This is a genomic window from Thalassospira lucentensis (genome assembly GCF_032921865.1).
GTDB classification, from domain to species: Bacteria; Pseudomonadota; Alphaproteobacteria; order Rhodospirillales; family Thalassospiraceae; genus Thalassospira; species Thalassospira lucentensis_A.
The window spans coordinates 490,219-515,083 of record NZ_CP136684.1 but is presented as its reverse complement, the minus strand read 5'-3'; the positions used below and the strand labels follow the sequence as shown (position 1 = coordinate 515,083).

Annotated in this window: 20 protein-coding genes; 15 read left to right on the top strand and 5 right to left on the bottom strand. The window is 56.9% G+C overall.

What is annotated here, in order from left to right:
- Nucleotides 1–11: 11 nt before the first annotated feature.
- Both choX and R1T41_RS03070 read left to right on the top strand, forming a co-directional pair.
- A complete protein-coding gene (gene choX / locus R1T41_RS03075) occupies nucleotides 12–965 on the top strand; it encodes a choline ABC transporter substrate-binding protein (RefSeq protein WP_317339874.1) in 954 nt (317 codons plus the stop codon).
- Nucleotides 966–1,174: 209 nt separating this feature from the next.
- Complete coding sequence (locus R1T41_RS03070; RefSeq protein ID WP_062958446.1) at nucleotides 1,175–2,578, top strand: FAD-binding oxidoreductase; 1,404 nt, start codon at nucleotides 1,175–1,177, stop codon at nucleotides 2,576–2,578.
- A gap of 76 nt (nucleotides 2,579–2,654) precedes the next feature.
- On the opposite strand, the gene R1T41_RS03065 is transcribed toward R1T41_RS03070, so the two are convergent.
- Genes R1T41_RS03065 through R1T41_RS03055 form a run of 3 tightly spaced genes read right to left on the bottom strand, consistent with a single transcriptional unit; the run spans nucleotide 2,655 to nucleotide 4,646 of the window.
- Nucleotides 2,655–3,740 carry a lipid A deacylase LpxR family protein gene (locus R1T41_RS03065; RefSeq protein ID WP_062958445.1) on the bottom strand — a complete coding sequence of 362 codons (1,086 nt, stop codon included), beginning with the start codon at nucleotides 3,738–3,740 and terminating at the stop codon, nucleotides 2,655–2,657.
- Nucleotides 3,737–4,150, bottom strand: a complete 414-nt coding sequence (locus R1T41_RS03060) for a substrate binding domain-containing protein (protein ID WP_317339872.1) — start codon at nucleotides 4,148–4,150, stop codon at nucleotides 3,737–3,739. Before R1T41_RS03060 ends, R1T41_RS03065 begins: the two co-directional genes overlap by 4 nt.
- A complete protein-coding gene (locus R1T41_RS03055; protein ID WP_317339871.1) occupies nucleotides 4,059–4,646 on the bottom strand; it encodes a LysR family transcriptional regulator in 588 nt (195 codons plus the stop codon). The genes R1T41_RS03060 and R1T41_RS03055 overlap by 92 nt, the downstream gene beginning before the upstream one ends.
- Nucleotides 4,647–4,803: 157 nt before the next feature.
- Here R1T41_RS03055 and R1T41_RS03050 point away from each other — a divergent pair, with 157 nt between their 5' ends.
- On the top strand, nucleotides 4,804–5,715 hold the full coding sequence (locus R1T41_RS03050; protein WP_062953268.1) for a DMT family transporter: 912 nt from the start codon (nucleotides 4,804–4,806) through the stop codon (nucleotides 5,713–5,715).
- Between the two features lie 81 nt (nucleotides 5,716–5,796).
- Here the strand turns inward: R1T41_RS03050 and R1T41_RS03045 are convergent, their stop codons facing one another.
- Nucleotides 5,797–6,633, bottom strand: coding sequence for a DUF2189 domain-containing protein (locus R1T41_RS03045; protein WP_062958443.1), 837 nt, complete (start codon nucleotides 6,631–6,633; stop codon nucleotides 5,797–5,799).
- 395 nt (nucleotides 6,634–7,028) lie between these two features.
- Here R1T41_RS03045 and R1T41_RS03040 point away from each other — a divergent pair, with 395 nt between their 5' ends.
- The 10 genes from R1T41_RS03040 to queG all read left to right on the top strand — a co-directional run bounded on the left by R1T41_RS03040 (nucleotide 7,029) and on the right by queG (nucleotide 21,748).
- Nucleotides 7,029–10,637: an AsmA family protein gene (locus R1T41_RS03040; RefSeq protein ID WP_317339870.1), complete on the top strand. Its 3,609-nt coding sequence runs from the start codon at nucleotides 7,029–7,031 to the stop codon at nucleotides 10,635–10,637.
- A gap of 169 nt (nucleotides 10,638–10,806) precedes the next feature.
- The gene (locus tag R1T41_RS03035) at nucleotides 10,807–12,336 is read left to right on the top strand and encodes an inorganic phosphate transporter (protein ID WP_062958441.1); all 1,530 of its coding nucleotides are present in this window, start codon (nucleotides 10,807–10,809) and stop codon (nucleotides 12,334–12,336) included.
- A 262-nt stretch (nucleotides 12,337–12,598) separates the two neighbouring features.
- On the top strand, nucleotides 12,599–13,144 hold the full coding sequence (locus tag R1T41_RS03030) for a queuosine precursor transporter (RefSeq protein ID WP_097053119.1): 546 nt from the start codon (nucleotides 12,599–12,601) through the stop codon (nucleotides 13,142–13,144).
- Nucleotides 13,145–13,269: 125 nt separating this feature from the next.
- On the top strand, nucleotides 13,270–14,319 hold the full coding sequence (gene queA / locus R1T41_RS03025) for a tRNA preQ1(34) S-adenosylmethionine ribosyltransferase-isomerase QueA (protein ID WP_317339868.1): 1,050 nt from the start codon (nucleotides 13,270–13,272) through the stop codon (nucleotides 14,317–14,319).
- The gene (gene tgt, locus R1T41_RS03020; protein WP_317339866.1) at nucleotides 14,319–15,461 is read left to right on the top strand and encodes a tRNA guanosine(34) transglycosylase Tgt; all 1,143 of its coding nucleotides are present in this window, start codon (nucleotides 14,319–14,321) and stop codon (nucleotides 15,459–15,461) included. Before queA ends, tgt begins: the two co-directional genes overlap by 1 nt.
- A gap of 4 nt (nucleotides 15,462–15,465) precedes the next feature.
- Nucleotides 15,466–15,933, top strand: a complete 468-nt coding sequence (gene queF / locus R1T41_RS03015; RefSeq protein WP_062958438.1) for a preQ(1) synthase — start codon at nucleotides 15,466–15,468, stop codon at nucleotides 15,931–15,933.
- A 201-nt stretch (nucleotides 15,934–16,134) separates the two neighbouring features.
- Nucleotides 16,135–16,659 carry an RNA polymerase sigma factor gene (locus tag R1T41_RS03010; RefSeq protein ID WP_297009498.1) on the top strand — a complete coding sequence of 175 codons (525 nt, stop codon included), beginning with the start codon at nucleotides 16,135–16,137 and terminating at the stop codon, nucleotides 16,657–16,659.
- Between the two features lie 139 nt (nucleotides 16,660–16,798).
- Nucleotides 16,799–17,821: a FecR family protein gene (locus R1T41_RS03005; protein WP_317339862.1), complete on the top strand. Its 1,023-nt coding sequence runs from the start codon at nucleotides 16,799–16,801 to the stop codon at nucleotides 17,819–17,821.
- A 182-nt stretch (nucleotides 17,822–18,003) separates the two neighbouring features.
- Nucleotides 18,004–20,481, top strand: a complete 2,478-nt coding sequence (locus R1T41_RS03000) for a TonB-dependent siderophore receptor (protein WP_317339861.1) — start codon at nucleotides 18,004–18,006, stop codon at nucleotides 20,479–20,481.
- 112 nt (nucleotides 20,482–20,593) lie between these two features.
- Complete coding sequence (gene queG / locus R1T41_RS02995) at nucleotides 20,594–21,748, top strand: tRNA epoxyqueuosine(34) reductase QueG (RefSeq protein ID WP_317339859.1); 1,155 nt, start codon at nucleotides 20,594–20,596, stop codon at nucleotides 21,746–21,748.
- A 2-nt stretch (nucleotides 21,749–21,750) separates the two neighbouring features.
- On the opposite strand, the gene R1T41_RS02990 is transcribed toward queG, so the two are convergent.
- Entirely contained in the window at nucleotides 21,751–22,527 is a 777-nt protein-coding gene (locus R1T41_RS02990; RefSeq protein ID WP_317339857.1) for a phosphodiesterase, read from the bottom strand.
- 78 nt (nucleotides 22,528–22,605) lie between these two features.
- Here R1T41_RS02990 and R1T41_RS02985 point away from each other — a divergent pair, with 78 nt between their 5' ends.
- Both R1T41_RS02985 and asnB read left to right on the top strand, forming a co-directional pair.
- A complete protein-coding gene (locus R1T41_RS02985) occupies nucleotides 22,606–22,860 on the top strand; it encodes a ribbon-helix-helix domain-containing protein (protein WP_097053112.1) in 255 nt (84 codons plus the stop codon).
- The gene (asnB, locus tag R1T41_RS02980) at nucleotides 22,860–24,791 is read left to right on the top strand and encodes an asparagine synthase (glutamine-hydrolyzing) (RefSeq protein ID WP_317339855.1); all 1,932 of its coding nucleotides are present in this window, start codon (nucleotides 22,860–22,862) and stop codon (nucleotides 24,789–24,791) included. The genes R1T41_RS02985 and asnB overlap by 1 nt, the downstream gene beginning before the upstream one ends.
- The last annotated feature ends 74 nt before the right edge of the window (nucleotides 24,792–24,865 follow it).

The window sequence follows — 24,865 nt, the reverse complement described above, 5'->3', positions numbered from 1 at the left end:
GGAGGCAAAAAATGAAAAAAACAGGACTTTTGGGGATGATGGCAATCGGTGTTGCACTGGCCGGGTTTGGCCAGACGACGCCGGCAAGGGCTGCAGATGCCGCCTGCGATACCGTGGTGTTTTCCGACCCGCAATGGACCGACATCACATCGACCAATGCGCTGACCGGTGTGGTGCTTGAAGCCTTGGGCTATCAGCAGAAAGTCGAAACCATTTCCGTGCCGGTGACCTTTGAAATGCTGGGTGCCGGGGAAGTCGACGTGTTTCAGGGCAACTGGATGCCGGCCCAGCAGAAATTTGTTGATGCGGCCAATGAAAAGGGCGGCATTGAAAATCTTGGCGTGAACCTGAAGGGGGCGAAATTCACGCTTGCGGTGCCGGAATATGTTGCGGCGGCGGGGATCAAAAGCTTTGCCGATCTGGGCGCGCATGGTGAAGAGTTCGATCACAAGATTTACGGCATCGAGCCGGGCGCACCGGCCAACCAGCTGATCCAGAAAATGATCGATTCCGGTGATTTCGGTCTTGAGGGCTGGGAACTTGTCGAAAGCAGCGAACAGGCGATGCTGGCACAGGCCAAGCGCCTTGAACGCGGCGAAGACTGGATCGTGTTCCTGGCATGGGCACCGCACCCGATGAACAACCAGTTCGACCTGACCTATCTTGAAGGCGGGGATGAATATTTCGGCCCGAATTACGGCGGGGCGGATGTCTATACGCTGGTGCGCGGTGACTTTGCCAAGGCCTGCCCGAATGTCGGCAAGCTGCTTGATAATGTCAGCTTCACCCTTGATATGGAAAACACCATGATGGGGATGATCATCAATGATGGCATGGCGCCCAATGATGCCGCGACCAAGCTTCTGAAAGAAGACCCGTCGGTTCTTGATGCGTGGCTTGAAGGCGTTACGACCAAGGATGGCGGCGACGGGCTGGCCGCGGTCAAGGATGCACTTGGCGTCTGAGACAGGCGGACATCGTAACCGGATTTGCAAAACCGCCCGTCACCTCACGGGCGGTTTTTTGCATTTCGTGGCAAAAGGTAATACCAATTTGGGACGTATCGGATTAGGCTGGGGGCCAAATTTTTGACCTGCTGGCCCTGCGCCCCGTTTGATACCGCCTGATACTGTGTGATCCCGGCAGGCAGCCACCAAAGACTAAGAGGAACGTCATGTCCCATCGCCAATATGACCGCATTGAAACCCCCGAAAGCCTGATCGCGTCACTGCGCGATATGCTGGGGGATCGCCTGTCGACCGCCGCCGCCGTTCTTGAACAGCATGGCAAGGATGAAAGCTGGCACGCGGCATCCCCGCCTGATGCGGTGGTGTTTGCCACCTCGACCGAGGAAGTCGCGAAGGTCGTGACACTTTGCGCCGAACATAATGTGCCGATCGTGCCGTTTGGCACCGGATCGTCGCTTGAGGGGCATGTGGCGGCCCTTCGAGGCGGGATCTGTATTGATCTTTCGCGGATGGATGCGATCCTTGAGGTCAATAACGAGGACCTTGATTGCCGGGTTCAGGCCGGGGTGACGCGCGAACAGCTTAATGATCATCTGCGCGATACCGGTCTGTTTTTCCCGATTGATCCGGGGGCGAATGCCTCCATCGGCGGGATGACGGCCACGCGTGCATCGGGCACCAATGCGGTGCGTTATGGCACCATGCGCGACAATGTTTTGAACCTTACCGTGGTTACACCGGATGGCAAGATCATCAAGACCGCCAACCGGGCACGCAAATCATCGGCGGGTTATGACCTGACGCGCCTGTTTGTCGGATCCGAAGGTACGCTTGGCGTGATTACCGAAATCGCATTGAAGCTGTATGGCATCCCCGAAGCGATGTCGGCAGCGGTCTGTGCGTTTCCGAGCGTTGATGCGGCGGTCGATACCGTGATCCTGACCATTCAGGCCGGTATTCCGGTGGCGCGCATCGAGTTCCTTGATGAAATGCAAATCCGGGCGATCAACAATTATTCCAAGACCGATCACAAGGAAGCCCCGACCCTGTTCTTCGAATTCCACGGCACCGAAGCCGGTGTGAAGGAACAGGCGGAATTTGTTCAGTCGGTGGCCGAAGAATTTGGTGCCGAGGAATTCCAGTGGGCGACCCGTCAGGAAGACCGCAACAAATTGTGGGCGGCACGCCACAAGGCGTATTACGCGTCGCTGCAGCTTGAACCGGGCAAGGCGGGCATGCCGACGGACGTTTGCGTGCCGATTTCGAAACTGGCCGAGGCGATCCGCGAAACGCGGGCCGATTGCGATGCCAGCCCGCTGACCTGCACGATTGTCGGCCATGTGGGGGATGGCAATTTCCATACCCTGATCCTGCTGGACCCCGAAGATCCGGCGCAGATGGCCGAAGCCAAACGCCTGCATGACCGCATGGTCGAACGTGCGTTGAAACTTGGCGGGACCTGCACAGGCGAACATGGCATCGGTTACGGTAAGCTTGATTTCATGGAAGCCGAACATGGCCCCGATACGATTGCCCTGATGCGCGCCATCAAATCGGCGATTGATCCCAAGGGATTGATGAACCCGGGCAAGCTTATTCCGGGGCTTTGAGGTCATCGGGTCAATCTGTCAGATACATGCAAAACGGGGCCCAAGTGGCCCCGTTTTTTTGTTTGATCGTATCGGATCAGAACCGGAAGGAGACGGACAGGGAGCCGAATTGATCACCCTTGTCCTGACCTTCAAATTCGGCGGTGCGATAGACGTGGGTGTAGGTGAAGCGCGCCTGTCCGACGATGATGGCGAAACCGATTTGCAGATCGCCGACCAGTGGTTCCTTGTCGATGGAATTGCTGTCCTTGAAGGTGTTGCCATCAAGGGTGATGTCGCGCAGCACCCAGCGGCCCGCAGCCCCGGCGAACAGATAGCCGCTAATGGGGACGCCTTCGGTGTCGGGAGCGAAGAAATCCGATCCCGGAAGGCTTGGGCGGATGCGCGGCGGGCCGTAATCCGCCGGCAGGTCAAAGCCCAGCCGGAACATGGTCCCAAGTTCGGCATTGGTGTAGGCGTTACCCAGCATGAAACCGGCATGCGGGGTGGCGTCATATTCAAGGCCAAGAACATCACCCTCGAACCAGCTTCGGTATTTGCGTTCATAGGCCAGGTTTACAATCGGTTCGTTGCGGATCTGGTTGTCCCAGCCCCGGGGTTCCGGGCTGTCGATCATTTTATGGACGACTTTCTGGGTGTTGTCGGCGAAGGATGCCGGGCCGACAACGCCAAGCGTCAGTTCAAGCGTATCAATTCGCGAATAGTCGCTGTCGCCTTCGCGCTGCAGGCCGGTATCGGACAGAAGCCCGACACTGCCATACAGCAAACCAGCCCACGGGCGGTCATCGGGCTGGTTTTCGGCAATGGTGATGTCGTTTGGTGTGAACATGCTTTGCCCGACGGCGTAGCTTGTGCGGATGCGGCCGTTCGATGCGAAAAACGGCACGGCCTTGGCTGCACTCAGCACCGGCTCGGGGGCGTTGTCTTCGGGGGAAACGAAGGCCAGCCGGACACCATTGGTGTAATGCTGATCCTGATTGTTCTTGGTGAACAGATCATTTTCAATCGACAGCGACACCCCCCATTTATCATCGGGGGTACGCATGGATTGCGGGCCCTTGGCGGTATCCTGCTGGGCGTGTGCGATATTGGCAATGGTCAGGGCACCAAGGACGGGCAGTGATGCCAGAAGGCGTGTCGAAGCGGTTGTGGACGATGTCATCGAATGCTCTGATCATTATTTGCGCGTAACTTCCGGACCATGAAATCAATCACGGTTCTGATCTTACGCAGTTTATGACGTTGCGGTGCACATAAAGCGAAAAGTCCCAGTTCGCGCGGGGCGAAATCATCGAGCAGGCTTATCAGGCTGCCATCCTTTAGCAAATCCTCGACAACCAGACGGGGTGTCAGCGTGATCCCGCAACCTTGCAGCAGGGCGTCACGCTTCGCAAGGCTGCTATTGACATAAAAGCGGCCTTTGACCTGAATGCTGCGTTCATGTTCACCATCGGAGAAGGTCCAGAAACCCGGACGACTGTCATTGGTGTAAACAAAGCAGTTGTGGTTCAACAGATCCTCGGGTCTGGTCAGTGGCGGGGATTTGGCAATATAGGCGGGGCTTGCGCACAAGAACTCTAGAATAGCCGCATAATCGCCGGGCAATAAGGCTTGAATTGGGCAGCAATTCACTGACCCGAAGGGCGATATCAAAGCCTGCGTCTACCAGATCGACGACCTTGTCATTCAGTTCAAGTTCGATGGTCAGTTCGGGATAGGCATCGATCATTTCGGCAATCATCGGGGACAGTTGCCGGATGCCAAACGACATGGGAGCGGCAATACGCACCCGGCCACGCGGACCTTCATTCAGGTCACGCACGGTTTCATCGGCATCGGCCATTTCATCAAGGATGCCGGTAATCCGGCCAAGATAGGTTTCACCTGCCTCGGTCAGGCTCATGCGGCGCGTCGTGCGGGCGATCAGCTGCACGCCAAGCTGATCTTCAAGCGCGTTGATATGCTTGGTCATCGAACCCGGCGTCATGTTGAGTTCCCGGGCCGCGGCGGCAAATGTGCCGCGTTCGGCGATTTTGCGAAAACATTCCAGTGCGCGCAGACGGTCCATTCATAACCCCGTGAATTGATCCAATAATTTCCATATTGGAAATAAACTACGATCAAATACCGGCAAGATCGACTGATAATGTTGTGCTAGTTTGAACAAAATTGAAATTGCCCGCGCGCCCCACATATCTGCGCCGGCCGGAGGAAGGATCAAGATCATGAGCGCCACCTGGCTCAAACCTGTTTTATTGCTGATTGGTTCCGGAACGATGGGCGGCAGTTCCATCCTGCTTGCCAAAGTTGGTGTGCAGGAGGGTATTCCGGCACTGTCCTATCTGTTCTGGCAATGCCTTGGGGCCGGAGTGGTTCTGGGCATATTGTCGATTGGCCGGGGCGGTTTGCCGCCATTGCGTGCGACCTATATCCGTTATTATTTTCTGGCCGGTCTGGTCAGCCTGGCTTTGCCGATGGGGCTTGGCTATTTCATGGTGCCCTATATCGGGGCATCGATGGCCGGGGTCTTTACCGCATTGCCGCCATTGATGACCTATCTGATTTCGATGGGCATCGGGATTGAAACCGCGCAATTCAAACGCCTGATGGGGTTGATGGTCGGCTTCTGTGGTGTGCTGTTTTTGTATGTGCCGCAGATCAGTGCGCCCGATAGCACCATTCTGGTTTATCTGCTGGTGGCGGCCCTGATCCCGGTCAGTCTGGCGATTGGCAATGTGTACCGGACGGTGGCATGGCCCAAGGGGGCATCGCCCTTGACACTGGCATCGGGGATGATGCTGGCCAGTGCGATCCTGTGTCTTGTGTTTGAAACCGGTCGTGATCAGTTGCATGTCCCCGATTTCGGCAATGGCATGGCGTGGCTGATCATCGGGGTTCAGATGGCGGTCGCCAGCATGATGTATATCTGCCATTTCGAATTGCAGCGCGTGGCAGGCCCCGTATTCCTGAGCCAGATCGGCTATGTCATGGCCCTGACCAGCCTTGCCGGTGGGACGTTGCTTCTGGGGGAAACATTACGCCCGGAACTGATCGTAACACTGGGCTGTGTGGTGGCGGGTACGTTCCTTGTGCGCCCGGCACGGCCAGCGGATCGGCGGGCATCGGCCACCAGTTAATCCGACCCGACAACAGAAAACGCCGCCCATTGATCAAGGGCGGCGTTTTTTTGATGGTGAAGGTCAGGCGTTGTGTGCCGGTTACGGCACCACGCGCCGCAGGCGGCGGGCTTCGGCCTTTTCGGTATCGATCAGACCGCGATAGGCATGCCAGCTTGAATAACCCAGAAGCGGCATCATGATCGCAAGACCCAGCAGGAAAACCACCATGCCACACGCCGCCATGACGGCAATCATCGCGGCCCAGCCGGTCAGGACCCGCCAGTTTTTGCGGAATGCCGCAACGCTTGTGATCAAAGCGGTAATCACATCAACATCGCGATCCACCAGAAGCGGGATTGATACCACCGTGATGGCAAACACCATCATCGCCAGCACCCCGCCAAGGATGGTGCCGGTAATCAGAAACGTGATGGCATCGCGCGAGAAAAAGGTTTCCCAGATCAACACATCAAGGGACGGCACCGATCCGTTGTAAAACAGCGCGAATAACAGCATCGCGATGCGCGTCCATGCCAGGAAGAACAGCATCAGAATGACGCCAATCGCGCCAAGCTGCCCGGGATTGCGCCGGAAGCCATTCAGGCTGTGCCACAGGGTGACATTTTCGCCCATTTCAAGGCGGCGGCTGGTTTCATAAAGGCCGACCGCGATGACCGGGGCCAGAAGCATGAAGCCAGCACCCAGCGGCAGGGTCAGATAGGGCTGACCCGATTGAAAGAGACTAAGCAGAATAAGGTAACCGGCAATAACGCAAAGCCCGCCATAGGCAAGGCCGATGGCCGGGGTGCGTTTGAAATCGCGCCAGCCTGCTTCAAGCCATTTGCCCGACTGGTCACTGGTGACTTCGCGGATCGCTATGCCTTGCGGAAGTCCGCTGACGGGACCCGTTGATTGTTCAATTGTCGTTTCGGACATCTGCATCCTCCCTGCACCTTATTGACAAAGGTGGCCGATACACAAACTCAAAATCCTGAAAGCTTGTTCTTTTTTGTTGATGATATCACTTCGAAAAACAATTGCCAGTGTTGGCTGTGTTGAATGTCATTAGATTTTCATATGAGTATTTACCGATGGTTTTCCATAGGCCACGGCTTGATAGCAGGCGGTTTTGGTCACAAATACATATGTGAACCGGCAAAAGGGAAAAATCCGTACCGGATAAGCACGTAAACAGCATCATCAACCAACTTGTTGCCATTTTCTGTTGCGACGAGCGGTATGAGCCATATGCTGCTGGAATCAAATCATAACATTGCACTCTGCCGAGCCGTCGGTTTCCAGAGTGCCGAGCAAAAAGCGGAGCCGGACTGTTGAAAAAGATCCTTGCCGTGATTGGTGCCGTTCTGGTCGTGATCATCGCCGCCCTGTTGATCATTCCATCCCTGATCGACTGGAACGGTTACAAGCCACAAATCACCCAGGCAGTGCGTGAAGCAACCGGCCGCAATCTTGATATTCGCGGTGATCTTTCAATGTCTGTCCTGCCGTTCCCGGCTCTTTCGGTCGAGCAGGTGACACTCAGCAACCTGCCCGGCGCGCAGGACCCCGACATGGTATCGGTCGAGGAAGTCCGCGTTTCGGTGGCCCTGATGCCGCTTCTGACCGGCAATGTGCAGGTCACCGAAATCAGCCTGATCGATCCGGTGATTTCCATCGAGACGTTCGAAGATGGCAGCAACAATCTGGTATTTGATCCGGCACAGGCCACCCCAAGCGGCCCGGATGCCGGCACGATCACGACACCGCCATCCGCAACCCCGTCACCATCACCGGCACCCGAAGGCGATGCGGCAACACCCGAAGCGCAGCCGGGTGGCAGTGATGCCGGTTCATCCGATTTTGCCAGCACGATCCAGATTGATCGTCTGGAAATCGAAAATGCCACGATCCTGTATCACACGCCGGGCAGCACGGAGCGGATCGAGGGGCTGACCCTTGGCGTGTCGGCCGATAGCCTGAATGGTCCGGCCGAGGGCGAGGGTTATGTTTTCTATCGCGGGATTCCGTTGACATTTAATTTCAATGTCGGTCAGGTCAGCCAGACCGGCCCGTTCCCGGTTGGCATGCAGATCGGCATCGACAAGGTTGATGGTGGCATCAATGTCAGCGGTCAGGTTGATCTTTCGGCGGAATATCCGGGCTTTAACGGCCAGATTGACGGCAAGTTCGATGATCTGCGTGAAGCCGCCCTTCGCATTGCCGGTGAGGGGGCCGATATCCCCGATATCGCGGCCAAGCCGTTCAATCTGGGCGGGCAGGTTGCCGCCAATGCCAAATCGGTCACGGTCAATGACCTGTCGATCCGGTTTGGCGAAACCCGTGGATCGGGCGCGATCGCGATTGATCAGGACCCGAAAATGAAGGCCGATGTGGCGCTTCGTTTCAATCAGCTTGATCTCGATTCAATCCTTGTTCTGACCCATATGGGCGATGGTGCCGCCCCGGCAGGCGGTACGGGCACCGATGGCAATGGCGATGCCGCCCCGGCGAATGGCGGGAATGCAACAGGTGGCCAGTCGATCCCGTCGCAGGGTGGCAAGAAATCGGGTGCGGCCAATGGGCCGATGATCCCGGCCGATCTGACCGCGTCGATTGATTTTGAGGTTGAAACCCTGATTTACAATCAGACACCGGTGCATAATGCGCGGATCAATGCCGCGATTGCCAATAGCAAGGTGACGCTGAACGAAGTTTCGGCGGGGCTTCCGGGCGGAACCGATTTCTCGGTCTTTGGCAGTATTTCGGGTGAGGGTCCGAAACCGAGTGCGGCCCTGTCCTATGAGGTGGCATCGGAAAATATTCGGGCGGTGGCGCGCTGGCTTGGGGCGGATGTAGATGGCATCCGTGCGGACCGTCTGCGCCGTTTCTCGTTGACCGGCGGGATCAAGGGAACACCCGACAAGCTTGATATTTCCGATCTGGATATGCGGATCGACGATACGGCCATTCGCGGTGCCATCGTCGCCAATCTGAGCGGCGAGGGATTGCCTGCCCTTGGCATCGGTCTGAAACTGGACCGGATCAATCTGGATCAGTATATCAGCGCGGCCCCGGCGGGCGCCAATGGTGATACGGCGCCAGGTGCGACGGCAAGTGATCCGGCTGCGTCCGGTTCCGGCACGGCGTCGGGTGGTTCGGACAGTGCGGCCCCGTCTTCGGGGCCTGCGGCGGGCGGCGATGCCATGGTCAAAACCATCAAGGATGCGTTGGCACCACTTGACGGGATTGCGGCCAATTATCGGCTGGCGGCGGATGAAATCATTTCATCGGGCGTGTCGATCAAGGGGATTTCCATTGATGGCAGCCTGACCGGTTCGCAGATCAAGCTGAATAATTTTGCGGTGGCGGATGCGGTCGGTCTGTCGGCAAGTGCCAGCGGGGTTTTCCGTGGCGATATTGCCGTTCCGGCATTCGAGGGGCTTAAGCTTAAGGTCACGGCCAAAACGCTGGAGCCGGTGGCGAAGCTGACAGGTATTACGCTTCCGGCACCGGCAAGCGAATATAAAAGCATTCAGGCCAATGTCGGGCTGAATGGTCCGGTGACCGGCCCGAACCTTGATCTTGATGTGTCCAATCCGTTGATGCAGGTGGCATTGAATGGGGTTTTGCAGGACCTGTTTGGCGCGACACCGGGCATTGACGGCAAACTTGCGATGCAGGCATCAAGCCTGAACCGTGTATTGCCGTTGGTGGCACCGACTTATGAACCGTCGGGCAATCTGGGGCGTCTGGTCCTGGATAGTACGGTCAAGGGCAATGCCAAGAATGTTGCGCTTGATATCGCGAAGTTCGGCATCGGTCCGTTTGAAACCAAGGGTGATGTCGATTTTGATGCCAGCGGCGAACAGCCGAAACTTTCTGTTGCCCTTTCGGGCGGGACGCTGAATGTCGATCCGTTCGTGCCAGCCGCCAAACGCGCCGGTCTGATGCCGGAAGGCGGCAGTGGTCCGCGCCGTGCGGCATTCAATATGCCAACAGGCATGAAAGTCACGACGGTTGATGCCCGCGATGGCACGCCGTGGGATGACACGGTGATTGATGTTTCGGCCCTGCGTTCGATTGATGCCGATATTTCGCTGGCACTTGATCAGCTTGATTTCGATACCTACAGCCTTGTGAAGCCGGACCTTGAGGCGACGCTTGTGACCGGGCTTCTGACTATCGAGAAATTCACCGGCCTTCTGGGTGACGGGGATCTTTCGATTGATGGCACGTTTGATGCGCGTAATTCCGATACGCCGAAACTGGCGCTTAAAGGCAGCCTTGACGGCGCGGATATCGAAAAACTGGCCCCGATCCGGGTTGCCAATGACACGGTGATTGGCGGGGCGGCGACCAAGTTTGATGTGACCGCATCGGGCAATACGTCGCGCAAGCTGGTCAGTGCGTTGAACGGGACGGCGAACCTTGTTCTCAATAATGTCCGGTTCAGCAATGCCGACAAGCGGTCGGAAGATCCGAAGCTGAACATTCAGGCATTGTTGCAGCAGGGGCCGCAGGCGATGGTGGTTGAAGGGGTCGGTAACAACGATCTGGTTCAGAGCCTTGAAGCCGATATCGCCATCACCAACGGGATCGCCAAAACCACCCGTGTCGAAGCGGTATCGCGCGTGGGCACGGCGGATGCCGATGCGACCCTTGATCTGCCGAAATGGCAGATGGACACCCAGGCCGATTTCGATTTTTCCAAGAAAATCGAAGAACTGCCGCCATTCAGCGTTTACGCCAAAGGCAATATCAGCAACCCGGCAATTACCGGGCGCATGGACAAGGTTGCGATCAAGGTTCTGGATAATATCCTTGATAAGGCACTGGGCGGGAGTGGTTCATCCGGCAGCGGGTCGTCAGGTTCGGGAAGTTCGGGCAAGGACGCGGCAAAGGATGTCCTGAAAGGGCTTTTGAACCAGTTCGGTCGGTGATTTTCTGACACGGCCCTAAATGACGAAACGGCCCTGCAATGCGGGGCCGTTTTGCTTTTGGCGGGGGGCTTTGGGACATGGCTGTCATAAAAAGGCAAAAAAACCTTAACAAACCGGGTTTGCTTCGACATGATCCGCGCGTCGATTCCCTTTTTAGTAACGGTTGATCATGGTCGCAAAGAAAACCGCTCTGGATAAGGATCTCAAATGGCAGCGCCGCATGGATGCGGGTGTCGGTGAGACTGCTTCCCTGAGTGCGAAGCTCGGACTTGCGCTTGTCTTTCTTTTGGCGTGCAGCGCCTTTGTTGCCTTTCATATGGGTGGCTTGCCGCAAAGTGGGTTCCTGATCGCCGCCGCGGTGATTGGCGGTTACATGGCGCTGAATATCGGCGCCAACGACGTGGCCAACAATGTTGGTCCCGCTGTTGGTTCAAAGGCGCTGACCATGGTTGGCGCCCTTTTGATTGCAGCCGTGTTTGAAGCCGCCGGTGCGATTATCGCCGGTGGCGATGTTGTCGGCACGATCAAGAACGGCATCATCGACCCGACGCAGATGCCTGATGCGCAGACCTTTGTCTGGGCGATGATGGCGGCCCTTCTGGCAGCCGCCCTTTGGCTTAACCTTGCCACGTGGCTTGGTGCGCCGGTTTCGACCACCCATTCCATCGTCGGTGGGGTGATGGGGGCCGGTATGGCAGCGGTCGGGATTGATGCGGTAAACTGGCCGACCATGGGGACGATTGCGGCAAGCTGGGTGATTTCGCCGGTTTTGGGCGGGGTGATTGCCGCCGGGTTCCTTGCCTTTATCAAGTTCAGAATTCTTTATACCGACAACCGTGTCGAGGCGGCCCGCAAATGGGTGCCGATCCTGGTCGGTGTGATGGTATCGGCCTTTACCATGTATCTGATGATGAAGGGGATATCGAAGGTCTGGAAAACCGAGACCTGGCAGGTTGTTCTGATCGGCATAGGTGCGTTTTTCGTGACCCTTTTCCCCGTGCGCAAGGCGGTCCTGCGGGCATCGCGCAGCATGACCGGGCGGCGCAAGGAAATCGCATCGCTGTTTCGTATTCCGCTGATTGTGTCCGCCGCCCTTCTGTCATTCGCGCATGGGTCAAACGATGTGGCGAATGCCATCGGTCCGTTGGCCGCCATCGTTTCGGGTGTTGATAGCGGTCAGATCGTGACATCGGCCCCGATCCCGATCTGGGTGATGGTGATTGGTGCGATTGGCATTTCGGCCGGTCTGATCCTTTTCGGGCCGAAACTGATCAAGACGGTCGGATCGAAAATCACCAAGCTTGATCCGATCCGGGCTTATACCGTGGCGCTGTCGGCGGCATTGACGGTGATTGTGGCATCCGCCCTTGGCCTTCCGGTCAGTTCGACGCATATCGCGGTTGGTGCGGTTTTTGGCGTCGGGTTCCTGCGTGAAACGCTGAGCCATCGTCGCCGGGTCGACAATGCGCCGATGCTGGTTGGCGAAGATACCGAAACCGACGAACAGAAACAGCATATCGAAGCCCTGCGCCAGCTTGACCCGGCACAGGCCGAAAAGGCCGAGAAGAAACTGCGCAAGCGGTTGCTGGTGCGGCGTCGTTATGCGGTGACGATTGCGACCGCCTGGGTGATCACGGTTCCGGCCGGGGCGTTCCTTGGCGCGTTGCTGTTTTTCACCATTCGCGGGATCATGCTTTAATTCCGACGGAATTAAGCGCAGAATTGAAGTTTCGCGGCACGGTGCTCCTCCTTTTCCCCGGGGCAGCTTGCAGCGATCTGCAGCGGCGGTCAGGCTTTGGTCTGGCCGCCGTTTTTCCTTGACCCTGTGCGGTGGCAAGCGTAATTACCGAAAACATAATTTGAATCAAACCCGTGCCGAATCGTCGCCCAATCAAAGTGGGCCGCGAGATTTCTTATGCGTGCGTTCTGCTTCTGGTCAGGATTTTGGTTAAGGAAAAACGATGAAAGCCATCATTATTGGCGTTCTGGCAATGGCCGTGACGGTTGTTGCATCGAACATTCTGGTTGAATATCCGCTGCCGGGCGTTCTGGCCGACTGGCTGACTTATGGCGCGTTTACATATCCGGTGGCGTTTCTGGTTACCGATCTGACCAACCGGGCGCGCGGGGCGAAGGCCGCACGCGTAGTCGTTCTGGCAGGCTTTGCGATTGCGGTTGTGTTGTCTTTGATCGTGGCGGACACGCGCATTGCAATTGCATCGGGCACGGCGTTTCTGATTGCGCAGATGCTCGACATTACGGTGTTTGACAAGCTGCGCCGGGCGACCTGGTGGAAAGCACCGCTGATATCATCGGGGATCGGATCGGCCGTCGATACGGCTTTGTTCTTTTCCATCGCGTTCGTCGGTACCGGGCTTCCTTGGCACACATGGGCGATGGGCGATTTCGCGGCCAAGGTGATCATGGCGCTGACCTGTCTGGCACCGTTCCGTTTGCTGATGACGGTGGTGACCCCGCGCATGAAAGCAGCCCCCGCCCAAAGCTGATGGCGGGTTGATGCCAGGTGGATGCAGGGCTGATATTCCGACGCGATGCCTTGAGGTTTTGCAAAGAGGGGCGGTATAAAACGCCCCTCTGATTTTTTCTGATAATTGCAGGTTTTGTTTTTCCGATGAAAGTCGATCTGTTCGATTTCGATCTGCCGCGTGAGTGCATTGCCGAACATCCGGCCAATCCGCGTGACAGTGCCCGTATGCTTGACCTGACGGGCGGGGAAACGCATGACCGCATCGTTCGCGAACTGCCCGATATCCTGCAGCCCGGCGACCTTCTGATTTCCAATGATACCCGCGTGATCCCGGCCCGCCTGTTTGGCAAGCGCGGCGATGCAGGCATTGAAGTGACCCTGCACAAGCAGGAAGGTCTTGCACAATGGCGCGCCTTTGCCAAACCGGCCAAGAAGCTGCGCGTTGGCGAAACCTTCAGGGTTGCCGATGATTTCGAAGCCGAAGTCATGGAAAAGAAAGACGGCGGCGAGGTGTTGCTGCGGTTTAACGTTGCCGGTGCCGATCTGATTGCAGCGCTTGAAAAATATGGCGTGATGCCGTTGCCGCCCTATATCCGGCGCGACAAGGGCGGGGATGATCAGGACAGATCGGATTATCAGACGATTTTCGCCCAGCATGATGGTGCGGTGGCAGCCCCGACTGCGGGTTTGCATTTCACCCCGGAATTGCTGGCAGCAATTGATGCGCGCGGTATTGAGCGCCGCACGATCACGCTTCATGTCGGGGCGGGCACGTTTTTGCCGGTCAAGGTCGATGATACCGACGATCATAAGATGCATGCCGAATGGGGCAGCATATCGCCCGAGATCGCGAACCTGATCAACGAAACGCGCGCCAAGGGCGGGCGGGTGATTGCGGTGGGGACGACGTCGCTTCGGTTGCTTGAAAGTGCGGCGCGCGAAGACGGGGTGGTTGAACCGTTCGAGAACGAAACCGACATCTTTATTACGCCGGGCTATAAATTCCGGGCGGTTGATATGCTGCTGACCAATTTCCATCTGCCGCGGTCGACGCTGTTTATGCTGGTATCGGCCTTTGCCGGGTTTGATCGCATGCAAGCGGCCTATGGCCACGCGATTGAAAACAGATACCGTTTCTATTCCTATGGCGATTGCAGCCTGCTTGAATGCGCCAGCAAGATTGAAAAAAGCTGATGACTGAATTCCGTTATGAACTTCTGGCGACCGACGGCAAGGCCCGTCTCGGCCGCATTCATACCGCCCACGGCGTGATCGATACCCCGGCCTTCATGCCGGTCGGAACGGCTGCCACGGTCAAGGGCATGCTGCCGGAAAACGTTGCCGATACCGGTGCGCAAATCCTGCTTGGCAACACCTATCACCTGATGCTGCGCCCCGGTGCGGAGCGCATTGCACGCCTTGGCGGTTTGCACAAATTCATGAATTGGGACAAGCCGATCCTGACTGATAGCGGCGGGTATCAGGTGATGTCACTGTCCAAACTGCGCAAGATCACCGAAGATGGTGTTACGTTCAAAAGCCATATCGACGGGCGCAAATTTGCGCTGTCGCCGGAACGGTCGATGGAAATCCAGCATCTGCTGGGGTCGACCATCACCATGGCGTTTGACGAATGCACCCCGTTCCCGGCGACCGAGCAGCAGGCCGCGGATTCCATGCGCATGTCGATGCGCTGGGCCAAGCGGTCCAAGGATGCGTTTGTCGAACGTGACGGCTATGCGCTTTATGGCATTCAGCAGGGCAGTGTTTTTGAAAACCTGCGGCGCGAAAGTTCCGAAAAACTGGCCGAACTTGACCTTCCGGGCCATTCGGTCGGCGGGCTTGCGGTTGGCGAGGGCCAGCAGATCATGTTCGATACACTTGATTTCTGTGTCGATATGCTGCCGGCCAACAAGCCCCGTTACCTGATGGGGGTTGGCAAGCCATCGGACCTTGTCGGTGCGGTGATGCGCGGGATTGACCAGTTTGATTGCGTTTTGCCGACCCGTTCGGGCCGCAATGCGCAGGCCTTTACCCATCGCGGGACGCTGAACCTTAAAAACGGCCGTCATCGCGATGATGACCGTCCGCTTGACGATCAATGCAATTGCCCGGCCTGCACGAAATATTCGCGGGCCTATCTGCATCACCTGATCAAGGCGGGCGAGATTTTGGGGGCGGTTCTGCTGACGTGGCATAACCTTGCCTATTATCAGGATCTGATGCGCGGCATGCGGGACGCCATTTCCGAGGGCCGTATGGAACAGTTCGCCCGTGATTTTTACGCCGGGCAGGAAGGCGGGGACATTGATCCCGTGCCGATCATCGAGGATTAATCACATGGCCGATCAAACCATTTACGACAACCTGACTATGCTGGGCGGGACCACCGAACAGCCCGCAAGCCCGGATGAGGCAGTCCTTGAACGGGTGCAGAACCCGCAGGCGGGAACCGATTACTGCGTGCGGTTTGTCGCACCGGAATTCACATCGCTTTGCCCGATCACCGGTCAGCCGGATTTCGCCCATCTGGTGATTGATTATGTGCCGGGTGACTGGCTTGTCGAAAGCAAGTCGCTGAAGCTGTTTCTGACGTCGTTTCGCAATCATGGCTCGTTCCACGAGGATTGCACGGTCAAGGTCGGCAAACGGATTGCCGATATGATTGATCCGAAATGGCTGCGCATTGGTGGCTACTGGTATCCGCGCGGCGGCATTCCGATTGACGTGTTTTACCAGACCGGCCCGGCCCCCGAAGGGGTGTGGATCCCCGATCAGGGTGTGGCGCCCTATCGCGGGCGTGGCTAGTAGCGAGGTCTGCCGGAATTGCAGCGAAATCAAAGGCTGCTATCGGGAAACCGGTGGCAGCCTTTTGTTTTGGGGGGTACCGGTATGTATAGTTATTAACAATGCGAATTATTCTCATTGTTTTGTGTTATGGTTCTTGCTAATACACGGGCGGAACAGGGGAACCTGTATCATTTGGCAACGGCATGTTTGGGCAAGACCATGGCGCGCAACAGCGCATCGGTTCTGATCGCAAGCTTTCAGGAAAATTACGAACAGCTTTTCCGGTTTCTGACCCGAAAGCTGGGCGGGGACCATGAACGCGCAGCCGATGTCGTGCAGGATACCTATGTGCGGCTTGCCGATACACCCGATCAGGGGGACGTGATCGAAAATCCGCGTGCCTATGTCTATCGGGTTGCCGGGAACCTTGCGATTGACGGGATCAGGCGGGAAAAACGCATCACCGCCCATCACGACATGGACGAGGATACCGACGCGATCCACGATCCCAAACCCGGCCCAGAAAACATTATCCTGGATCGCGAACAGATATTACTGCTTGATAAAGCATTGGAAAAACTGCCAGAAAAGCCACGCATGGCGTTGCTGATGTTTCGGGTCGATGGTTTGTCGCACAGTGAAATTGCCAGGCGCCTTGGCGTATCGAACAGCATGGTGGCGAAATATATCGTGCGCGCCCTGCAACATTGCCGCGACGAGCTTCTGCGCGAGGGCAAAAAATAATGACGGAAATCATTGTGGATTTGCCCCTGCCCAAACGTCTTAACAGTAAGGGCCTCATAGCCGGGGCCGGACAGAACCATTTTCGGGGTATCGGGTTTTGAAAACCGGGCATTCGGATCCGCAGTCAACAGACAGGCCAGTGGCGACTGATCTTGGCGATCAGGCGATCGAGTGGCTCGTGATGTTGCAATCGGGCGATGCCGGTGCGCGGGATCGTGCAGCCTTTGCCGACTGGTGCGCGCAAAGCCCGGATCATGCCCGTGCCGCGGCCGAGGCCCGAAGCCTTTTTGCCGCCGTCGGTCAAACCGAAGCCGCGCAGCAATGGCAGGAAAATCCCGATATCCGGCACGAGATCGGCAGTTTCCAGTCACCCGCGCCGGGGACCGCAACACCCCGCAGGCAACTTACGCTACAACTGGCACAACGCAGGGTATCCGGCCCCCGGCCCGGACGCCTTGTCATTGCCGGGGCAATGGTTTGTGCCTTGATGCTGGCGGTGTTTGGTGGGGTGGAAGCAACCGGGCCCATCGCGCGCTGGACATCGGATTATAGCACCGCCATCGGGCAGCAGCGCGTGGTGACGCTTGCCGATGGGTCGGTTGCGCATATGAATACCGCATCGGCCTTTTCGGTTAATTTTTCCGGCCCGCGCCGCGAAATCCGCCTTGAAGCGGGCGAAGTGATTTTTGACGTGGCAAAGGATGCCGATCATCCGTTTGTCGTTTCCGCCAATGGTGGGGCGGCACGCGCGGTTGGCACGGTTTACGGGGTTCGGCTTGACGGTAACGCGGCGAATGTCACCGTGCGCGAAGGCATTGTCGAAGTCACCAGTGGCGATAGTGAGCCGGTGCGGATCACCGTCGGGCAGCAAGTGCGTTATGATGGCAATGGCGGGCTGAAAAAGATCACGGATGCCGATCTTGCCGCCTATGGCAGTTGGCAGCGCGGCAAGCTGATTTTCAATCAGCGGACCCTTGCGGATGTGATGGAAGAACTGCAACGCTATCAGCCGGGGAAAATCGTTGTGGCGCGGGATGCGTTGCGCGGGCTTAAGGTTACGGGGGTGTTTGAAACCGCCGACCTCGATGCGATTTTCGCCTCCATCGAACAGACGACGTCGGCGCGTGTCACCCGGTTGCCGCTCCTGACCGTCATCTATTGATCTTCTGCGGGCGGCCAAATCCCCGGTTTTTTGGCCTTTTTCCTGTCTCTATCCGGCTTCGGAAAATTTTTTGAATTTTTTACTGCAAATCACGTTAGGCGGTTTCGTCTCAGAAATAACAGCGAATGATTTCGGTTCTTAATTTCATTCGCATTGGGGTTTCTGACGAAAAGGCTTATGGAATGAATACAAACGTTTGTGTGGTCCGGCGGATGATGCTGATGGGCTGGAAACGCCGTCTTGCGGTAACCACGGTGATTTCCGGCATCACGGCCATCGCACCGTTTTATGCGATGGCCGCCGATATTGCGCCATCGCGGGACAATGCCGAAATCGCACAGGCGAGCGTGATTGATTTCAACATCCCGGCACAGGACCTTGACCGAGCCCTGACCAGCCTTGCCGATCAGGCAGGTGTGCGTCTGTTCTTCCCGTCCGGCGGGATTTCCGGGGTTCAGGCATCCGCCGTTCAGGGGGAAATGACGGTTGATCAGGCATTGGGGCAGCTTCTGAGCGGGACGGGTTACACCTGGCGCTTTACCGAGGATAATACCGTCACGATTGAACAGATTGCCGCCAGTGGTGAAACGGTTCTTGATCCTGTCCGGGTCGAAGCCAATGCGGTCACCGAAACCGCCGATGGGCCGGTGGACGGCTATGTCGCGACCCGGTCGCGTGCGGCAACCAAAACCGGAACGCCGATCCTTGAAACACCGCAAAGCATTACGGTGGTGACCAAGGAGCAGATGGAAGATCAGGGATCGCAGACGGTGATGCAGGCGATGCGCTATACCCCCGGTGCCTTTACCGGACAGGTCGGTGCATCAAACCGGTACGATTACATCATTTTGCGCGGTCTGGTGGATCGCAGCATCGATAATATCTATCTCGATGGTCTGAAAACCATGAGCGATGATTCGACCTATAGCTCGATGCAGATCGATCCCTATTTCGTCGAACGTGCCGACGTGGTCAAAGGTCCGGCATCGGTTCTTTATGGCCGCAGTTCGCCCGGTGGTCTTGTGGCATTATCAAGCAAGAAACCGCAATTCGAACAGCAGGGCGAAGTCGAACTTTCCTATGGCAACCGCAATCAGCGCGGGGTCGGTTTTGATTTCACCGGTCCGCTGGACGAGGCAGGCAAGCTTGCCTATCGCGTTGTCGGCAAAGCAGATGCGTCCGACACCCAGTTCGAAGGCACCGAAGAAGAACGTTATGCCATTGCCCCGTCACTGACAGCCAATATCAGCGATGATACGCGCCTGACACTGTCGGGTTATTTCCAGAAAGACCCGGAAGGCGGCACCCATAATGGCCTTCCGTCCGAAGGCACGCTTTTCCCGCGTAACGGCCAGTATATCTCAAACACTTTCTTTGACGGTGATCCGGCATTGGAAAGTTTCGAGCGCACCCAGAATATGGTTGGTTACGAGTTCGAACATGATTTCGACGATACATGGACGGTGCGCCAGAACTTTCGCTTCCTTGACGCCGATGTGCATCTTGACCAGATCTATCAGACGGGCTGGAGCGGCACCTCGAACGAATTGACCCGTACCTATGGCGGTGGTGATGAAAGCCTTCGGGCCTTTACGGTGGATAACCAGGCCGAAGCCAATTTTGCCACTGGCGATATCGATCACACGGTTCTGATGGGCTTTGACTATCAGGATCGTAAAAGTGAAAATGAATGGCTGTTTACCGGGGCATCGAACATCGATGCATTCAATCCGGTCTATGGTAGCCCCGGGGTTGCTTTGGGAACAATCACCAACAGCAACAGCCGATCCCTTGAACAGGCAGGGCTTTATGCCGAGGATCAGCTGGCCTATGAAAACTGGCGTTTCTCGCTGGGCCTTCGGCAGGATTGGCTGGAAACCAGCAACCTGAACCGTTTGACCAATGTTGAACAGGGTGAAGATCGCAGCAAGCTTACCAAACGCGGTGGTGTGCTTTATCTGTTTGATAACGGCATCGCGCCCTATTTCAATTATTCGGAATCCTTCAATCCCAGTCTGTCGAGTGATGCATCCGGCAAACCGCTGGAACCGACCGAGGGCACGCAATATGAAGTCGGTGTAAAATTCCAGCCTGAAGGCAGCAGAACGATGCTGAGTGCGGCGGCATTCCATATCGAACAGGAGAACGTTGCGGTTTATAACAATCTGACGACGGCATGGGAGCCGGTTGGAACGATTGAATCCCAAGGCATTGAGCTTGAGGCGCGGACCGAACTGACCGACAATCTTAGCGTGCTGGCCGGTTACACTTATACCGATGCGTCCTTTGATGCGCCGGGGTCGGTCAAGGATGGCAATCGTCCGCAGCAGGTGCCGGAACATATGGTGTCGCTTTGGGGGCATTACCGCTTTGATCAGGGGGCGCTTGACGGGCTCGGTATCGGGGCGGGGATCCGCTATGTCGGTGAAACTGCCGCCAACGAGGCGAACACCCTTATGGTTCCGGACTACACGCTGGTTGATGTCGTGCTGAACTATGATCTGGCACAGGTTGGTATGAACAATGCCGATTTCCGGCTGAACGTGAATAACCTGATGGACGAGGAATATGTCGCATCCTGCCTGATCACGCAGTGGTCGGATAACTGCTATTATGGCGAGGAACGCACAATTCTGGCGACGCTACGTTATCGCTTTTGATTGAGTCTGATTTCGATTTAAAGGCCGCAGCCATGTGCTGCGGCCTTTTGCGTTTCGGTGACAAACCTATATAAGGCAGCACAGAGAGAGAAAACGACCCAGATGTTTTGCCATGACGGTTGGTGCTGCGATAACCCTTGAAAGCCTTCAGGCCAAAGCCCGTGAAATCGGCTTTGATGTCTGTGGCGTCGCGCGCCCGCAGATTGACGAACGCAATCAGGCGCGGCTCGATGAATTTGTCGCCGCCGCCGAATATGGCACCATGGACTGGATGAACGATCCGGAACGGTTGCCGCGCCGTCGCGATCCGAAAATGCTTTGGCCGGACGTCAAATCCGTCATTGTTCTGGGTTCCAACTATGGGCCTGCGGAAAATCCGCTGACGCTTCTGGATCATCCCGACCGGGCGATGATTTCGGTCTATGCCAGAAATCGCGATTATCACGATCTGATCAAGAAACGCCTGAAACAGCTTGCGCGCTGGATGATGGAACAGGCGCAGAAGTCCGGGGCAGGTGGCGAACAGGTCAAGGTATTTGTCGATACCGCACCGGTGCTGGAAAAACCGCTGGGGCAGGCAGCCGGGATCGGCTGGCAGGGGAAACATACCAATCTTGTGTCGCGCGACTATGGCAGCTGGCTGTTTCTGGGCGAGGTTTTCACGACCCTTGAATTTGATCTGGCAGCGCCGGAAATCGATCATTGCGGGTCCTGTTCAAAATGTCTTTCGGCCTGTCCGACCGATGCGTTTCCCGGCCCCTACAAACTTGATGCGCGCAAATGCATTTCGTATCTGACGATCGAGCATGACGGATTGATCCCGCCCCAGTTTCGACGCGCAATGGGCAATCGGATTTATGGCTGTGACGATTGTCTGGCAGTGTGCCCGTGGAACAAGTTTGCCAGCCGGACACAGGAAATGGCCTTTATCCCGCGGGCCGAACTGACCGCGCCCAGGCTTGCCGATTTCCTTGATCTTGATGACGAGACATTTCGCAGTTTCTTTACCGGATCGCCGATCAAGCGGATAGGGCGGGCGAAGTTTTTGCGCAATGTCCTGACGGCGGTGGGCAATAGCGGGGCGGCGTATCTTGTTCCGCGTGTCGAGGGCCTTTTGACAGACGAAAGTCCGCTTGTGCGCGGGTCTGCCGTCTGGGCGCTGTCGCAATTGATGGATGACAGCGGGTTTGACGCTCTGCGATCCCGTCATGAACGCATGGAAAGCGATCCGGCGGTGCTGGCGGAATGGGCGCGTGAGGCTTCCTGATCCTACTCAAACGGTACCGTTTCATAATGATAACGCACATTGCCCGACGGATCGGTCAGCACGATACCGAACATCGGCTTTAACGGGGCGCGTTCAACCAGTTCTTCTTCCTTTTCATGACGCATGTCGAGAGGTTCGCCCTTCTGGCTGCTGCCACCGACATTGAACGGAATACCCTGCCAGATGCCGTTGCCGGGACGGTGGAGGTGGCCAAGGAAGATGTGCCGAATCTGCGGATTGTCCTTGAGGATGGCGGCCAGTTCGGCATCCGCATCCATCCGGATCGAATCAAGGAACGGCAGGCCCATATCAAGCGGCGGGTGATGCATGAACAGGAAGGTCGGCAGATCGCGATGGCTGGCAAGTTCGCGTTTCAGCCAGTCAAGCCGGGCGTCGCACAATGTACCGTGATGGGCATCGGGCACGATGGTATCAAGCATCACAAACCGGATACCGCCGATTGTCTGGCCATGATTGATAAAGCCGTTTTCATCGCGCGGCGTATCGGGAAAGGCCGCCAGCATCGGTTCGCGGATATCGTGGTTGCCCGGGATCATGATAAACGGCATGGCAAGGGTCGCGAACAGTTCGACCGCATGGTCATATTGTTCGGGGCGGCCATGATGGGTGATGTCGCCGGTAATCACGCAGATCGCGGCATCGGCATGATATTCGTTGATTTCGGCAATGACGGCACGCAGCGTTTCACCAGAATGCGGCGGACGCGAAAGATCATCATGGGCCAGCAGATGCGTATCTGAAAGATGTATGAATTTCATAGGGATGCCTTATCATGATCGGGTGACGCCACCGGCATGATGATCGAGTTGCCGAGGATTGGGAAGATATACAGGCCGATGAGTAGCGACGTTCGCAAAAGATCTGTGACAATTGCCGGACACCGGACGAGCTTCTCGCTTGAAGATGCGTTCTGGTCCGAACTTCAGGGCATCGCCACACGACGCGACATGGCCATTGCGGAACTGGTAGCCGAGGTTGACGAAGGCCGCGACGGCAACCTTTCAAGCGCCTTGCGGTTATATGTGCTGGCGGATTTGCAGGGGCGGCTGGCTGAAAGTCCAGATACCCAAAATATTCCGGAAGATATCTGATGTGCGGATTGGCGGGGACGACGACGGTTGAGGACCGGGATCGTGTGTCTGTTGCCCTTCGTGCGCTTGCCCATCGGGGACCTGATGATGAAGGGTGCTGGTTTGACCCTGCTGGTGCGGTAACGCTTGGCGTGCGTCGGCTGATCACAACCGATCCGGGGATGGCGGCAAACCAGCCCCTGATTTCACCCGATGGCCGGTTTGTCTTTGCGTTTAATGGTTATATCGCGGGGCATCGGCGGCTGATTTCTGGACTGCGTGACCAAGGACAGCAGGTTGAATGTGACAGTGATGCGGCGCTGGTTCTGGCGGTTCTTGGCAATGCCCTGCGTGATGATGCTGATCCTGCCAAAGCACTTGCCGATCTTTCCGGGCAGTATGCCTTTGCGCTTTGGGATTGCGCATTGCGGCAGCTTTGGCTGGGGCGCGATCCGGTCGGGATAAAGCCGCTTTATTTTTCCGAATATGGCAGCGGGAATGTGGCTTTTGCGTCCGAGGTCGCAGCCCTTCGTTGCATCGTACCGGCCATGCCGGACCAGAATGTTTTCCCGCATTATCTTGCCCATCTGTTTGTGCCTGCACCGGCGACCGGCTTTACCGATATCCGGCAGTTAAGGCCGGGGGAACTGATCTGCTGGCAGGATGGCAAGATCGATAGCCGGATGATCCGGCCAGCCGTTTGCCACCGAGCTGCTGGTGACAACACAGTTGCCGACTTGCGCCGGGCCATTCGCCAGTCGGTGGCGGATGCGATGGATGCGGATCGGGATGTTGGCATACTTTTGTCCGGCGGGGTCGATAGCGGGGCCATTTCTGCCATGGCGTGTGATGTCGCGCGCGAACGTGGGCAAAAGCCGCCGCCGGGATTTGTCATGCAATTTGACAGTGCCGAGATGGATGAAACGCCGCGGGCACGGCAGTTGGCAAAGCACCTGGGCATGGAGTTGCACATCGTTGTGGCACCTGACGGGCCCGAAGAAATTCTGGCGCATCTGAATGATGGCCTGCGGGCTTTTGGGTCGCCCTTTGGCAATCCATCGGTTGTTTTGATGCAGGCGCTTGGTTCGGCGGTGTCAAAACATGTACCGATCTGCCTGGCCGGGGATGGAGGGGATGAGCTGTTTGGCGGTTATCCGCGCTATCGGGCGGCTGCGATGTTCGGCGCGTGGCAGTCTGTTCCGGGTTTTATCCGACGCAAGATGGCAGGCAATATTGCCCGGTTGCTGCCGCGCGGGGTTGCGCGGTTTGTTCGGGGCGGGCAGGGGGACGCACAAAGGGCGTTTCAATACTGGAATGATCGTTGCGGATTGGCGGAATTCGGCGCGCGGTTAGTGGTGCCCGAGGATTTGCCGGACGGTGATTTGTGCGACCGGATGATGGCGTTTGACCGACGGGTGACATTGCCGGGCAATCAACTTGCCATGTCGGATAGATGCGGCATGGCATATGGGCTGGAATACCGGGTGCCGTTGCTTGGTCATGAGGTGATGGCAATTGCCGACTGTGTTTCGCCACGGGAGCATCTGCGTGGCGGGGCGAAGTCGTTATTGCGTGCGGCTATCGTGCCAATGATGCCGGATGGTTACCTGAGTGCAGCTAAAGTCGGGTTCAATCCGCCAGTATCGGACTGGCTGGTAAAGCTTGGTGGGCTTTTGTGGGGGCGCGAGGCCCGGATTATCGAGATGCTGTTTGCCGATCTGCCAATAATGGATCGCACGCGGCAGGATTACTGGCGCAGGGCAACACGGCATGGCGCGCAGGATATGGCGCTTGGCCTTTGGGCGTTACTCGTCTGGCGGATTTGGCAGACGCATCTTGCAACGGATCGCCGGGCAGAGATCATGCGTGCAAAAGGCAGCGTAGATGGATCGATGAAGGCAGGGGGTCAGGAAGTGGTTCAGGAAAAAACGATGCCCGAGGCCGCGATATGAACATCGCGCATTTGGCTGGGGCTTGGACTGAGGTTTTTGACGAGGTTTGGGGCTCAGTCCTGAATTCTGCCTCT